Below are 12,823 nucleotides of genomic sequence, written 5' to 3' on the forward strand. Positions count from 1 at the left end.
GCGGCTTTTTGTCCTCAGGCCACCGGCTGGGGCGGATGACCTTCGTGGGTCTCCATGTACCCTTCGATGTCGGCGTCCAGACTGGCGAGGGCCTCCCCCCCTGCCATGAGATCGGTGATCTCTTCCCGGGTCTTCTCGCCGCGCATGAAGTTGGCCGCGAGCGCGCCGCGGATCAGCACCGCGAAATGGTCGCCGACCGCCATGGCGTGGGTCACCTGGTGGGTGATGAAGATCACCGCCAGACCGCGCTTGCGCGCCTCGAGCACGATGCGCAGCACGTGGCTGGCCTGCTTCACCCCGAGCGCCGCCGTGGGCTCGTCGAGGATCAGCACGCGCGCACCGAAGTGGACCGCACGGGCGATGGCCAGCGACTGGCGCTCGCCGCCCGAGAGACCGCCGATCAGCCGGTCGCCGTCGTCGATGCGGGTGATGCCGAATTCCTGCACCGCCTTCACCGCGGTCTCATTTGCGGTCTTCTTGTCGAAGATGCGGAACGGGCCGAATTTCTTGGTCGGCTCGACCCCCACGAAGAAGCTGCGCCCGATGGACATCAGCGGAAAGGTCCCGCCAAACTGGTGCACCGTGGCGATGCCGCGGTCGGCGGCGTCCTTGGGTTTGTCGAAGCTCACCTTCTCGCCGTCCATGAACATCTCGCCCGAGGTCGGCTTGTGCACGCCGGCGAGGGTCTTGATGAGGGTGGACTTGCCTGCGCCATTGTCTCCGAGCAGGCAGAGCACTTCGCCCGCGTTCACTTGCAGAGTGATGTCGTGCAGAACGTCGATCGGGCCAAAGCTCTTGTTGACGTTGCGAAGTTCCAGAACCGGATGGGTCATGCCTTGGTCCCCGCTTTCTTTTTCATGGGTGAGAAGTTGAGGGCTGCGCTGCGGAAGCTGTTGTTCATGAGCACGGCCACGAGAAGCATCACGCCGATGATCAGGCTCGACCAGTTGCGGTCGATGTCGGTGAAATAGATGCCTTGGCTGACCACCGCGAAGGTCAGCGTTCCGAAGAAGATGCCGAGGATCGAGCCGAAGCCTCCGGTCAGCAGCACCCCTCCGACGACCACCGCGACGACGGCGTTGAAGATGTAGTTCATGCCGCCCGAGACCTGCGCCGAGTTGAACAGGATGGCGCCGCACATGCCCACGAAGGAGGCGCTGGTGGCTGAGAGAACAAAGAGCGCGATGGTCATCCGGTCGGTCGGGATACCGGCGTTGCGGGCGCTGATCTTGTCGCCGCCCATGGCGAAGATCCAGTTGCCGTAGCGGGTGTGGTGAACCACGAGGACCATCACGACGGTGAAGGCGAGCCACCACAGGATGATGATCTGGAACGATCCGCCAAGCAGCGTGCCAAAGATCGCCTTGGCCCAGCCGGGCGCCTGCAGCGGCACCGAGGCATTGCCGGTCAGCAGCACCGAGGCCGAGAGCACGATGCCCTGCATGGCGACCAGCGTGCCGAGGGTGATGATCAGCGAGGGCACCGAGGTGCGCACGGTCAGGATCCCGTTGATCAGTCCGACGATGACGCCGATGCCGAGCGCGCCGAGGATGCCGATCACGATGGGCATCTCGTAATAGCCCGAGATGATCGCGATGCTCATGGAGCCTGCCGGGATCATCGCGCCGATCGAGATGTCGAGCTCTCCGGCGATCATCAGCATCCCCATCGGGATGGCGACGATGCCGAGGTTGGCGGCGAAGTTCACCCAGCTGGCGGCCCCGAAGAGGCTTGTCAGATCGACGCCGCCAAAGAGCACGAAGAACAGGATGACGGCGATGAGGCTGAGGATGGATCCGGCCTCGGGCCGCTTCAGGAGTTTTCCGACGATGAGGTCATACATTGTCTCTCTCCTCAGCTTTTCTTCTTGGTGGAGTAGGACAGCGCCATCTGGCGGAAGGTGTCGTTCATCAGCACCGCAAGAAGCAGGAGCGCGCCGATGATCACGCTGCCGAGGTTCGGGTCGAACCCGGTGAAATAGATGCCTTGGTTGACCATCGAGAAGGTGATGGTGCCGAGCACGATGCCGATCACCGAGCCGAAGCCGCCGGTCAGAAGCACGCCGCCGATGACCACGCACATGATCGAGTTAAAGATGAAGGATTGGCCGCCCGCGACCTGCGCGCTCTGGTAGACCATGGCCTGACTGATGCCGACAAAGGCCGAGCAGAAGCCGCTGGTCATGAACAGCGACATGGTAAGCCGCTCGGTCGGGATACCCGCGTTGCGGGCGCTGATCTTGTCGCCGCCCAAGGCGTAGATCCAGTTGCCCCAAGGCGCGACATGCAGCACGTAGCCAATGACCAGCGCGAAGGCGATCCACCAGAAGATGGTGACCTGGAACATGCCACCTATGAACTGCCCCAGAAGACCCTTGTAGAAGGCGTCCGGCACGATCGAGGTGCTGGTCGAGCCGGTGAGCATCACCGAAAAGCCCAGCGTCAGCCCCATCACCGCGAACATCATGCCGATGGTAACGATGAGCGAGGGCACCTCGGTGCGGATCACCAGAAAACCGTTGGCTGCGCCGACCAGCAGGCCGACCCCCAGCGCCGCGAGGATGCCGACGATCTCGGGCTGGCCGTAGTGGCCGGAGATCACCGCCAACGTCAGCGACGAGGCCGGGATCACCGCGCCGACCGACAGGTCAAGCTCTCCGGCGATCATCAGCAGGCCGACGGGCAGCGCGACGATGCCGATCTCTGCGGCGACATTGAGCCAGCTGGCGAAACCGGCGGGCGACAGGAAGATCTTGCCCGCGGCAAGGGCGAAGAAGACGAAGACCGCGATCATGCCGAGCACGGAGCCCGTCTCGGGCCGGCGTACGAGCTGACCCAGAGAGGACTGCAGCGATGGTCTCGCGCTCGCCGTCGTGGATTTCTGTTGGGTGGCAGTGGCCATTTTGGCTCCCCCGTGCTGGTTCGGTCCGGTGGGTCGGGAAGACACGAGGCTCCGCGCCGCAGCCCGGGCTGCGCCGTGTCTTCCCTTGACCGCGCGGATCACGCGCGGCCGATGCTCATGAGGTCAGGGGACGCGCTTAGCGCGTGCCTTCCTTCACGCCGGCCATTGTGGCCTCGACGTTGGAGCTGTCGATGATGCCCGGACCGGTGAGGATCTCGCGGGTCGGCACGGTCAGCCCGTAGTTCACGTAGCTGTTGAGGATCGACACCGCGAGAAAGCCCTGATGGTAGCCCTGCTGATCGATGGCGCAGGTCTGCTTGCCGTCCTTGATGTTGTTCAGGATGGTCTCGTCGAAGTTGATGCCGCAGACATGCACCTGCCCCATCTTGCCGGACTGCTGGATGCCGCTGATCGCCGAGTTGGCGTCGACGTTGCCGACGGTGAACACAGCGTCGATCTCGGGGTGCTGCAGCAGATGCGCGCGCACCGCCTGCGCCACCGCGGTGGCCGACCCGAAGGAGGTTGCCGGAAGCGGCAGCACCGAGCCTTCGCCGCCGCCGTTGCCCATGCCCTCGACGAAGCCGTTGCAATAGGCCTCGATGTTGGCCGCGCCCGGCAGCGTGTTGATGCAGACGCCATTGGTCTGGCCGTTCTCGGTGAGATACTCGCCGCCGGCGACACCGGCCTTGTAGTCGTCCGAGCCGACATAGTTCATCGCGCCCAGACGGTCTGCGGCATCGAGGCCACCGGCATTGTAGATGATCAGCGGAATGTCGGCTTCGACCACCGCCTGAAAGGCCGGGTCCATCGCCTCGGGCACCCAGTTCGGCCCGACGATGGCGTCGGCACCCTGATCGATCGCCTGGCGGATCAGTTCCGCGGCATCGACACCGAGGTTGTCGTAGTTCTGCGGCCCGAGCCAAGTGACGGATCCGCCCTGTGCCTCGGCGACGAGCCCGGCATCTTCTGCGCCGCGCTTCACGATGGACCAGAAGGGATCGTCGGGCTTGCCGCCAACAACGAAGATATTGGCAGCGGAGACCGCGGTGGCGGCGACGGCTGCAACGGCGGCATACGAAACGGTGGCCGCGATACGGCTGAATTTGGTCATTGAACTTCCTCCCTGTCCCCACCTCCTCCGTGGGGGTCTCAGTGCCGAGATATATAGCGCGAAGCTTGAAATTTCTGGAACAGAAAATAAGATCATTAGTGTCATTCGTTTCAAAATGTGTCATTCAAAATGACATGAGCCCTGGGGAGGAGCCCGAATGAACCGGCCGACAATCGCAGATCTTGCAGAAGAAGCAGGGGTTTCCGTCTCGACGGTGAACCGCATTCTTGGCGGCACCGCCTCGGTGCGTGGCAGCACGATGCAACGCGTGCAGGCGGCCGCGGAACGGATCGGCTTCTATGGGATCGGCGCGATCGAGGACCGGCTGCGCAAATCGGCACCGACCTACCGGCTGGGATTCCTGCTGCAACAGTCGAACCGAGAGCTTTACCAACTGTTCAGTCGGCACATCATCGCCGCCTGCCGCGCGCGGCGCGACGAGGTGATCGAGCCCTTGGTGGATTTCGTCGACCTGCTGACGCCGGAAAATATTTCGGCTCGGCTGACCGCGCTTGGTCAGGAGTGCGACGCGGTGGCAGTGATCGCCGCCGACCATCCGCTGATCGGACAGGGCATCCGCGCGCTGCGCGAAAAGGGCAAGCCGGTGGTCGCCTATATCACCGACCAGTCGGCCCCCGAGCGCGCCGCCTATGTGGGCGCTGACAACTGGAAGATCGGACGCACCGCCGCTTGGCTCATCGCGCAGATGACCCATGAGCCGGGGCGCGTCGCCAGCTTCATCGGCAACCACCGCTACCAGTGTCAGGACGTGGCCGACGCCAGCCTGCGCTCCTACCTGCGCGAGCATGCGCCGCATCTCACGGTCGAGGAAAGCCGCCCGACGCATGAGGAATCCGGCGTCGCCTATGAGATGGTGCGCGACCTGCTCGAGACCACCGACGATCTGCGCGGCATCCTCATTCTTGGCGGCGGCATCTCGGGGGTGCTGCAGGCGCTGCGCAAGGCACCGGAAGAGCGTCGCCGGAACATCCGGCTGATCTGCCGCGACATTGGCCCCGAGACCCGCAAGGGGCTGTCAGAGGGGCTGATCACCGCGGCGCTCTGCCACCCGCCCGAGGCCACCTCGACGCTGCTGGTGCAGACGATGATCGACGTGATCCACGACGACACCCAGAGCGCCACGCTGCAGCGCACCATCCCCTTTGACATCGTGACCCCGGAAAACATCTGACGGCGCGCGTCAGACCACCTCGATCCAGTTGCTCATCCCCGAAGCCGCATGGCCCAGCATATGGCAATGCAGCAGCCATTTTCCGGGGTTGTCGGCGACGAAGGCGATCTCGGCGCTCTGCTGCGGCATCACCAGAAGCGTGTCGCGCATCGGCCCCGCAGCGCCCTCGTTCAACTGCCGGAAATGCATGCCGTGCAGATGCATGGCGTGCGGAAAGACCGTGTCGTTGACCAAAGTGATGCGCGCCGTCTCGCCAAGCCTATAGCGGGCAAAGGGATCAGCGCCGCGCCCCACCTGTCCGGCCAGCGCCCAGAACTGGCCGCGCTGTATGAGCTCTTGAAAGTCCATTTGCCGGCCCTCGAAACGCCCCGAGGCCATGCCGCGCATCGCGCCGCCCTCCATGCGCATTTCGCGCGGCGTGGCCTCCTCAAGGCCACCGATCTCCATACGCGGGTTGCGCGGCAGCGGCTGCGGCGCGGCCCGCCGCGCGTCGGAGGCTCTCCCGCTGACCTCCAGTTCCACCAGCGCCTGCCAGCTGTCGTCATCCGCCGCGTAGAGCAGACCTGCGGGCGTGCCCTCTTCGGCGGTGACATCGACGATCAGGTCCACGCGCTGCGCCGGAGCGAGAATGATCTCTTCGACCAGCGGCTCGGGCGACGCCAGCGGCATGCCGTCGAGCGCCACAGTCCAGCCCTCCATCCCCTGCAGCCGCAGCACAAAGATGCGGGCGTTGGCCGCGTTGATCAGCCGGAGCCGCAGCCGCGCGTTCTGTCCGGCCTTCAGCCGGTGATCGAAGCGCCCGTTGACCCCGATCAGATTGCCCATCCGCCCGGCATGGCTGCGCATCATCGGGGCGGTGAAATCTGCGTAGAACTGCGCGGTGTCCGGATCGATCAGCCAGTCGTCCAGCATCAGGATCTCATCCGCGTCCACATCCGGCGGCGTCGCCTCCTCGACGATCAGAGGCCCCGAGAGCCCGCGCGCCACCTGCTCCATCGAGTTGGTGTGGGCGTGGTACCAATAGGTGCCCGCATCCGGCAGCGCGAAGTCATAGTCGAAACTTCCGCCGGGCGGCACCGCCTCTTGCGTCAGCCCCGCCACGCCGTCCATGGCGTTGTCAATGCGGATGCCGTGCCAGTGCACCGTTGTCGGCACCTCCAGTTCGTTGACCAGCCGCCGCGACAGCCGCCCACCCTGCGCTGCGCGCAGCACCGGACCGGGCAAACTACCGTCGTAGCTCCAGACCTCGGTCATGCCGTAGCCCGGCGGCGCCAGTTGCACCGACGCGGCGCGGGCAGTGAGCGGAGCGGGCGCGCTGGCCGCCGCTCTGCCGGGGCGGATCAATGGCGCTGCGAGAAGGCCCGCGCAGACCGCGCGGCGAGACATCATTTGTGTCATGTCATTCGATCCCATTGGCGCGCTGCAATTCGCGGACATAGGCGATGATCGCCGTCACGTCGCCTGCTGTCACCCCGTCCTGCGGAGGCATATTGCCGAACCGCCAGTGATGCGCCCGGACGCCCTGCGCGGCGGCGACCTGAAAGGCGGCATCGCCGTGGTGCGAGGGCTCGTAAATCTTATGCACCAGAGGCGGGCCGAAGCCCTGCTTGCCCGCGGCGTTCTCGCCATGACAGGCGGCGCAGACCGCGTCGAAGGCGGTTTTGCCCAAGCTGGCGGTCTCGGACAAACGTGCAGGCAGCGTCACGTCGGCGATCGGAGCGCCCTCGGCGGGCGCGGTCTGCGCCGCCTCGTCCGGCTCTGTCTTTTGCGGCACAAAAACGGCCCATCCCGCAACTCCGGCAAGGGCGACGGCCGCGAGGCCGATGAGGGGTTTGGTCTTCATTAGAGCTATCCTGACTGGGATCGTCCCTGATTATCGGGGCGATCCGGAAAATGGTGGTGCCGGACGGTCCCGGCAGCGATCATTTTTTGTCAGGCGCACGGAGGGGGCGGATCGGTGGCGACGCTACGGGCCCGCAGGATACGCGGCGTGGGCACGCCGTGGCCGGGCAGCCCGACGGCCACCACGCGCGGGGCAGTGGCCTGCCACGCCTCAAGCATCGCGCAACAGGGCGAGGCGCCCGCGCAGGGATGCTCGTCGTGATGCGCATTGGTGCCCGCGCGTCCGTCCGGATGGGCGCACTCGCTACAAGCGGCGGAATGGCTCATGGTCACGCCCATCGCCTGCGCGGCAACCGGCGCCAAAAGGACGGTCATCCATCCCACGAGCAACATGATGCAAAGCTGGCGCATCGGACCTCCTTGGCCCGACATATCGCCAGACAGCGTGCCCATGGTCAACAGTACCCCGCTCACGGCTGCGCCAGCTTCGCTGCGTCAGAAAATCCCGATGCGATGCGCCAGCCGCTTCCAGTCGCGCATCCGCTGGTCCATGTCCGCGCCCGAGGCCGTCGCCGTGGCGTGCACCAAAAGGCTCGTCGCGGCGTTGAGACCAAGGATGGATTCGAGGAACAGCCCGGTCTTCGAAGGCGTGTTGATCACAGCGTCGGTCACCTCATGCGCCCAATGGCAATACTCGTCGGTGATCACCACCACCGAGCGCCCCTGCTCGCGCGCCATCCGCGCCAGCGTCTCGCATTCGGCGGCATAGGGGATGACGTCGATGATCAGCAGGCAACTGCCCCCCGGCGCGGGCGGGTCGAGCCATTCCGAGAGCATGCTGTCGTGGCCCGACAGGAAGCGCACCCGGGGCCGCGCCAGCGCCAGCCGCCGCGCGGTGTCTTCGGCCATCAGCTCGGCCGCCGCCACGTCTTCGTCGAGCGCGCCTGCTTCCGCTTTTTCGATCCAGACCCTGACCAGGTTGCGCGACAGGTCGTGGCGGCGGTCGAGCGCGTGAAGCGTCTCGCCGCCCTGAAACTCGGCGACGACCTGGCGCTTGAATTCGGTACTATGGCTTCGGTGGCGTCTGGGCATAGGCTTTCTTCCTCTGAAAGCCCGCAGGAGGTAAATTCAACCGGCCAACCTGGTCCATCCGCAGGGGCGCGCTCTATACCACGCTGCCGATCCACATCTGGGGCCTGCTTCGCCGCGGCAACAAGCCCGAGATCAACGCCATTGCCACGCTGATGCTGCTGTTCACCCTGCTGATCGCCGCCATCGGCCTCTACTTCAGATCGAGACGACAGAAATGACCGTGACGACCAAACCGCGCGCGCGCGAACTGGGCATTCCCCTGCCCGGCACTCCCGGACCGCTCAACGCCATCACCGATGTGCCGGGGATCGAAGTGGGCACCACCGAGCTGCTGTCATCGCGCGACCCTTCGCTCGCCACCCGCGGCATTCAGGTGCAGACCGGCGTGACCGCGATCCTGCCGCGTGGCCGCGACCCCGAGCCAAAGCCGGTCTGGGCCGGACAGTTCAGCCTTAACGGCAATGGCGAGATGACCGGCGCGCATTGGGTGCGCGACGGTGGCTGGCTGGCTGGCCGGGCCGATCATGATCTCCAACTCCCACGCCATCGGCCCCTGCCACACGGCGGCGGTGCGCTGGATGATCGAGACCTACGGCAGCACGTGGGAGGACAACCACCTCTGGGCGATGCCGGTGGTGGCCGAGACCTATGACGGCGTGCTCAACGACATCAACGGGCTGCATGTGACCGAGGCGCTGGCGCGGCAGGCGCTGGATGCGGCGAAACCCGGTCCGCTGCGCGAAGGCAACTCCGGCGGCGGTGCGGGGATGATCTGCTACGAGTTCAAGGGCGGCACCGGCACCGCCTCACGCACGCTGGAGGTGGACGGCGCGAGTTTCACCATGGGCGCGCTGGTGCAGGCCAACCACGGGCTGCGGCCCTGGCTCACCGTGGCCGGCCGCCCCGTCGGGGCGCAGATGACCGAGCATCGGATCGTGGACATGATGACCGAGCGCGGCTCGATCATCGTGATCCTCGCCACCGACCTGCCGCTCTCGCCCAGCCAGCTCGAGCGCCTGTCGCGCCGCGCCGCCATCGGCATCGGCCGCGCCGGAAGCCCGGGCGGCAACAACTCGGGCGACATCTTCCTTGCTTTCTCGACCGCCAATGAGATGCCGCTTCCGCAGCTCTCGGGCCCGTGGCGGCAGATGACCTGCCTGAACGACGAGCTTCTCGACCCGGTCTATATGGCCGCCGTTGAAGCGGTGGACGAAGCGGTTCTCAACGCGCTCTGCGCCGCCGAGGACGTGCCCATGGCCCGGCCCGCGGTCGGCACCTGCCGCGCGATGGATACCGAAAGGCTCATGTCGCTGCTGCAGGGCTGAGCTAGGGTGGCCGGTACCGCGGCAGCTTGGCGGCGCTTGCCGAGGGCCGCCCGGCGGGGAATACTTGCCCCTCAACCGACGAGGAGCCTCATGCCCCCTGCCGCCACACCGTCCGCCCCTACTTTGGGCCGCCCCTTCGTTCGTGCCACCGCGCTCGTGCCGGTGCTGCGCCATTTCGAGGCGCAGCACGAGGCGCTGGCGGAGATCGTCGGGGCCGAGGGGCTCGATCTTGCGGCGCTGCGCGATCCCTATGAAGAGATCCCGCTCTCGGCCTATCTGACGATCTTTGAAGGCGCCGCACGTGCCGCCAAGGACCCGGTGCTGGGGGCCCGTCTGGGCCGCGCCATCACCCCGGCAGACCTTGGGCCGACCGGGCTCTTGCTGGCGCAATCGGCCACCATCCGGCGCGGGCTGCACCGCTTCATGGGGGCGCTGGCGGCGCTGCAGAGCGCCACCGAGATGACGCTGACGCAGGCCAAGGACGACACCGGCTGGCACAGCATCAGCTACCAGATCCGCAGCCCCACCGGCGCCCCCGGCGCGCAGGATGCAGAGTTCTCGCTGTCTTGCCTGTGCCAGTTGCTGCGCCTTTCGTTCGACCGGCATTGGGCCCCCGAAGAGGTGCATTTCACCCACGCCCCCTCGCGCCGCCCCGATCTTCTGGAACGGCTGTTTGGTGCGCCCGTGCGTTTCGAGCAAAGCGCCAACAGGATCCTCTTCGACACAAGCGGCCTCGACACCCCGCATCGGACCGAGGACGCCGGGCTGATCGCTGTCATCGAGCGCCACGTGGCCGATCTGGTTCACGCGCAGGACCCCGAGCGCAGCGTGAGCGAGCGGGTGCAACTGGTCATCAGCCGCAACCTCGGCCATGCGCCCGTTGATCTGGCGACGGTCTCGGCGGCGCTCGGCATGGCCCCGCGCAGCCTGCAGCGCCACCTCGCCGCCGAGGGCAGTTCGCTGCGCGATCTGGTCCGCGCTCAGCGCCAGACGATTGCCGAGCAGCAGCTTTCGCATCCGGGAACGCGCCTCAAAGCCGTGGCCGCCACATTGGGCTATTCGGACGAAACCGTGTTCTGGCGCGCCTTCCGCGACTGGACCGGAGACGCCCCCTCGCGCCGCCGCACCTAGGCGACTCACCTCGGCGTGAATTCGCGCTCTGCCACGCGCGCAATCAGACCGCGCCACAAAGCGCCCAGCAAAGATGCAGCGTGAAAACGCCTTTTCCGGCCATCGCGCCGCGCCACCGCAGGTTGCGGCAAGAAAGCGCGGCTGTCGGCGCATTTGGCGCATTTTATCGAATTTTTGGCGCGTATCGCAATAGATGCACGCTGCGCCTCTCTTCAGCCTTTCGGAAAACCGCGACCCCGAGAGGACGACATGAGCGACACGATCACCGACACACCGCCCGCAGAAGCCGCCGCAACGCAGCCCGTCAAACACCCGCTGGACCCGATCTCCGCGCAGGAGGTCACCACGCTGAAGGCCGTCCTTGCAGCGGCGGGCTTTGCCGGGGAAAGCACGCGCTATTCCTACGTCATGCTGCGCGAACCGGCGCGCGAAACGCTGGCGAGCTTCACCCCCGGCGCCGCCATCCCGCGCGAGATCGGCGTGCTGGTCACTGACCTTGCCGCCGGGGCGCTGACCGAGATCATTGTCGACATTCCCGCCGAGAAGATCATCCATCGGCGCAGCCTCGATCCCAAGGTCGACGGCTGGGGCCCGGTGCTCGACGAGGATTATGTCGCCGCCGAAGAGATCGCCAAGGCCGATCCGCGCTTCATCGAGGCGCTGGCCAAGCGCGGCATCACCGATCTCGACACCGTGTTCTGCTGTCCGCTTTCGGCGGGCGTCTTTGGCTTCGAGGAAGAGGAAGGCCGCCGCATGCTGCGCGTGCTCAGCTTCCAAGCGCCGAGCGCCGATGCCATCCACGCGCTCTGGGCCCATCCGATCGAAGGCGTCGTCTGCCACGTCGACCTCACCGAGCGGAAAGTGCTGCGCTTCGTCGACACCGGCTTTCCCACCGTGCCCGCGCAGAACGACGACTATCTCGATCCGGCGATCGAGAAGCGCGAAACCATGAAACCGCTCAACATCACCCAGCCACAGGGCGGATCCTTCACCATGGAGGACAATGTGCTGAACTGGGAAAACTGGTCCATCCGCGTCGGCTTCAACGGCCGCGAGGGGCTGACCCTGCATGACATCCGTTTCAAGGACGGCGACCGCGACCGCTCGATCCTCAACCGCGCTTCGGTGTCGGAGATGGTGGTGCCCTACGGCGAGCCGCAGCCGACGCATGAGTGGCAGAATTACTTCGACGCGGGCGAATACCAGTTCGGGCGTCTGGCGAACTCGCTGGTGCTGGGCTGCGATTGCCTTGGCGAGATCCACTATGTCGACGCCACGGTGGTCGATGACTTCTGCAACCCGATCGAGATCAAGAACGCCATCTGCATCCACGAAGAAGACTTCGGCACGCTGTGGAAGCACACCGACATCTTTACCGGCCGCTCCGACGTGCGCCGCCAGCGCCGCCTCGTGGTGTCCTTCTTCGTCACGGTGGGCAACTACGACTACGGCTTCTATTGGTACTTCTACCTCGACGGGAAAATCGAGCTGGAATGCAAGGCGACCGGCATCGTCTTCACCTCCGGCCGCCCCGAGGGCGACTATGAATGGGCCACCGAGCTCGCGCCGCAACTGGGCGCGCCGCAGCACCAGCACATGTTCTCGGCACGGCTCGATTTTGCCATCGACGGGCTGAAGAACCGCGTCGACGAGATCGACGTCAAGCGCGTGCCGATGGGGCCGGGCAACCCGGTGGGCAACGCCTTCACCCGGCAGATCACCCGGCTTGAGACCGAAAGCGATGCGCAGCGCGTCGCCCGCAACGAGCTGGGCCGGGTCTGGCGCATCTCCTCGGCGGAGGCGACCAACTACCTCGGCGAGCCCACCGCCTATGTGCTGGCGCCCGAAGGGCTGCCGCTGCTGCTGGCGGATGACGACGCCTCGATCACCCAGCGCGCGGGCTTTGCCACCAAATCGCTCTGGGTCACCAAGTTCGACCGCGACGAGATGTGGGCGGCGGGCTACACGCCGAACCAGCATCCAGGCGGTGCGGGGCTTCCGGCCTATGCCGCGGCGAACCGCTCGGTGGACGGCGAGGACATCGTGGTCTGGCACACCTTCGGCCTGACCCATTTCCCGCGCACCGAGGATTGGCCGGTGATGCCGGTGGATTACGCGGGCTTCAAGCTGCGCCCCGAGAACTTCTTCGACCGCAACCCGACGCTCGATGTGCCCAAGGACCCGAACGGCGCGCAGTGCTGCCGGTCGAACAAGATCGCGGCGGAATAA

General features: G+C 66.0%; 13 protein-coding genes. 5 read left to right on the forward strand and 8 right to left on the reverse strand.

Features of this window, described 5'->3' with window-relative positions; genetic code table 11:
- Nucleotides 1-14 precede the first annotated feature (14 nt).
- The 4 genes from AYJ57_RS20235 to AYJ57_RS20250 all read right to left on the reverse strand — a co-directional run bounded on the left by AYJ57_RS20235 (nt 15) and on the right by AYJ57_RS20250 (nt 4,012).
- Complete coding sequence (locus AYJ57_RS20235) at nt 15-833, reverse strand: ATP-binding cassette domain-containing protein (protein WP_066110254.1); 819 nt, start codon at nt 831-833, stop codon at nt 15-17.
- Nucleotides 830-1,843 carry an ABC transporter permease gene (locus AYJ57_RS20240; protein ID WP_066110255.1) on the reverse strand — a complete coding sequence of 338 codons (1,014 nt, stop codon included), beginning with the start codon at nt 1,841-1,843 and terminating at the stop codon, nt 830-832. Before AYJ57_RS20240 ends, AYJ57_RS20235 begins: the two co-directional genes overlap by 4 nt.
- Before the next feature lie 11 nt (nt 1,844-1,854).
- Nucleotides 1,855-2,793 (reverse strand): ABC transporter permease, encoded by a 939-nt coding sequence (locus tag AYJ57_RS20245; RefSeq protein ID WP_224904087.1) that lies wholly within the window; start codon nt 2,791-2,793, stop codon nt 1,855-1,857.
- Between the two features lie 244 nt (nt 2,794-3,037).
- Nucleotides 3,038-4,012 carry a sugar ABC transporter substrate-binding protein gene (locus tag AYJ57_RS20250; protein WP_066110259.1) on the reverse strand — a complete coding sequence of 325 codons (975 nt, stop codon included), beginning with the start codon at nt 4,010-4,012 and terminating at the stop codon, nt 3,038-3,040.
- A gap of 157 nt (nt 4,013-4,169) precedes the next feature.
- Here AYJ57_RS20250 and AYJ57_RS20255 point away from each other — a divergent pair, with 157 nt between their 5' ends.
- Nucleotides 4,170-5,204 (forward strand): LacI family DNA-binding transcriptional regulator, encoded by a 1,035-nt coding sequence (locus tag AYJ57_RS20255; RefSeq protein WP_066110261.1) that lies wholly within the window; start codon nt 4,170-4,172, stop codon nt 5,202-5,204.
- Nucleotides 5,205-5,213: 9 nt separating this feature from the next.
- Here AYJ57_RS20255 and AYJ57_RS20260 read toward each other — a convergent pair whose 3' ends face one another.
- The 4 genes from AYJ57_RS20260 to AYJ57_RS20275 all read right to left on the reverse strand — a co-directional run bounded on the left by AYJ57_RS20260 (nt 5,214) and on the right by AYJ57_RS20275 (nt 8,138).
- Nucleotides 5,214-6,602 (reverse strand): multicopper oxidase family protein, encoded by a 1,389-nt coding sequence (locus AYJ57_RS20260; protein WP_066110263.1) that lies wholly within the window; start codon nt 6,600-6,602, stop codon nt 5,214-5,216.
- A 1-nt stretch (nt 6,603) separates the two neighbouring features.
- Nucleotides 6,604-7,047: a c-type cytochrome gene (locus AYJ57_RS20265; RefSeq protein WP_066110265.1), complete on the reverse strand. Its 444-nt coding sequence runs from the start codon at nt 7,045-7,047 to the stop codon at nt 6,604-6,606.
- Between the two features lie 89 nt (nt 7,048-7,136).
- Nucleotides 7,137-7,520, reverse strand: a complete 384-nt coding sequence (locus AYJ57_RS20270) for a hypothetical protein (protein ID WP_157374293.1) — start codon at nt 7,518-7,520, stop codon at nt 7,137-7,139.
- Between the two features lie 21 nt (nt 7,521-7,541).
- The gene (locus tag AYJ57_RS20275) at nt 7,542-8,138 is read right to left on the reverse strand and encodes a transposase (RefSeq protein WP_157374295.1); all 597 of its coding nucleotides are present in this window, start codon (nt 8,136-8,138) and stop codon (nt 7,542-7,544) included.
- A gap of 214 nt (nt 8,139-8,352) precedes the next feature.
- Between AYJ57_RS20275 and AYJ57_RS26500 the strand changes: the two genes are divergently transcribed.
- From AYJ57_RS26500 to AYJ57_RS20290, 4 genes are all read left to right on the forward strand, one after another.
- Nucleotides 8,353-8,790 carry a P1 family peptidase gene (locus AYJ57_RS26500; RefSeq protein WP_250637303.1) on the forward strand — a complete coding sequence of 146 codons (438 nt, stop codon included), beginning with the start codon at nt 8,353-8,355 and terminating at the stop codon, nt 8,788-8,790.
- The gene (locus tag AYJ57_RS20280; RefSeq protein WP_250637305.1) at nt 8,684-9,463 is read left to right on the forward strand and encodes a P1 family peptidase; all 780 of its coding nucleotides are present in this window, start codon (nt 8,684-8,686) and stop codon (nt 9,461-9,463) included. Before AYJ57_RS26500 ends, AYJ57_RS20280 begins: the two co-directional genes overlap by 107 nt.
- Nucleotides 9,464-9,553: 90 nt before the next feature.
- Nucleotides 9,554-10,594 carry an AraC family transcriptional regulator gene (locus AYJ57_RS20285; RefSeq protein ID WP_066110269.1) on the forward strand — a complete coding sequence of 347 codons (1,041 nt, stop codon included), beginning with the start codon at nt 9,554-9,556 and terminating at the stop codon, nt 10,592-10,594.
- Nucleotides 10,595-10,843: 249 nt separating this feature from the next.
- Nucleotides 10,844-12,823 (forward strand): primary-amine oxidase, encoded by a 1,980-nt coding sequence (locus AYJ57_RS20290; RefSeq protein WP_066110271.1) that lies wholly within the window; start codon nt 10,844-10,846, stop codon nt 12,821-12,823.

Source organism: Salipiger sp. CCB-MM3, from assembly GCF_001687105.1.
In the GTDB taxonomy this organism is placed as follows: domain Bacteria; phylum Pseudomonadota; class Alphaproteobacteria; order Rhodobacterales; family Rhodobacteraceae; genus Salipiger.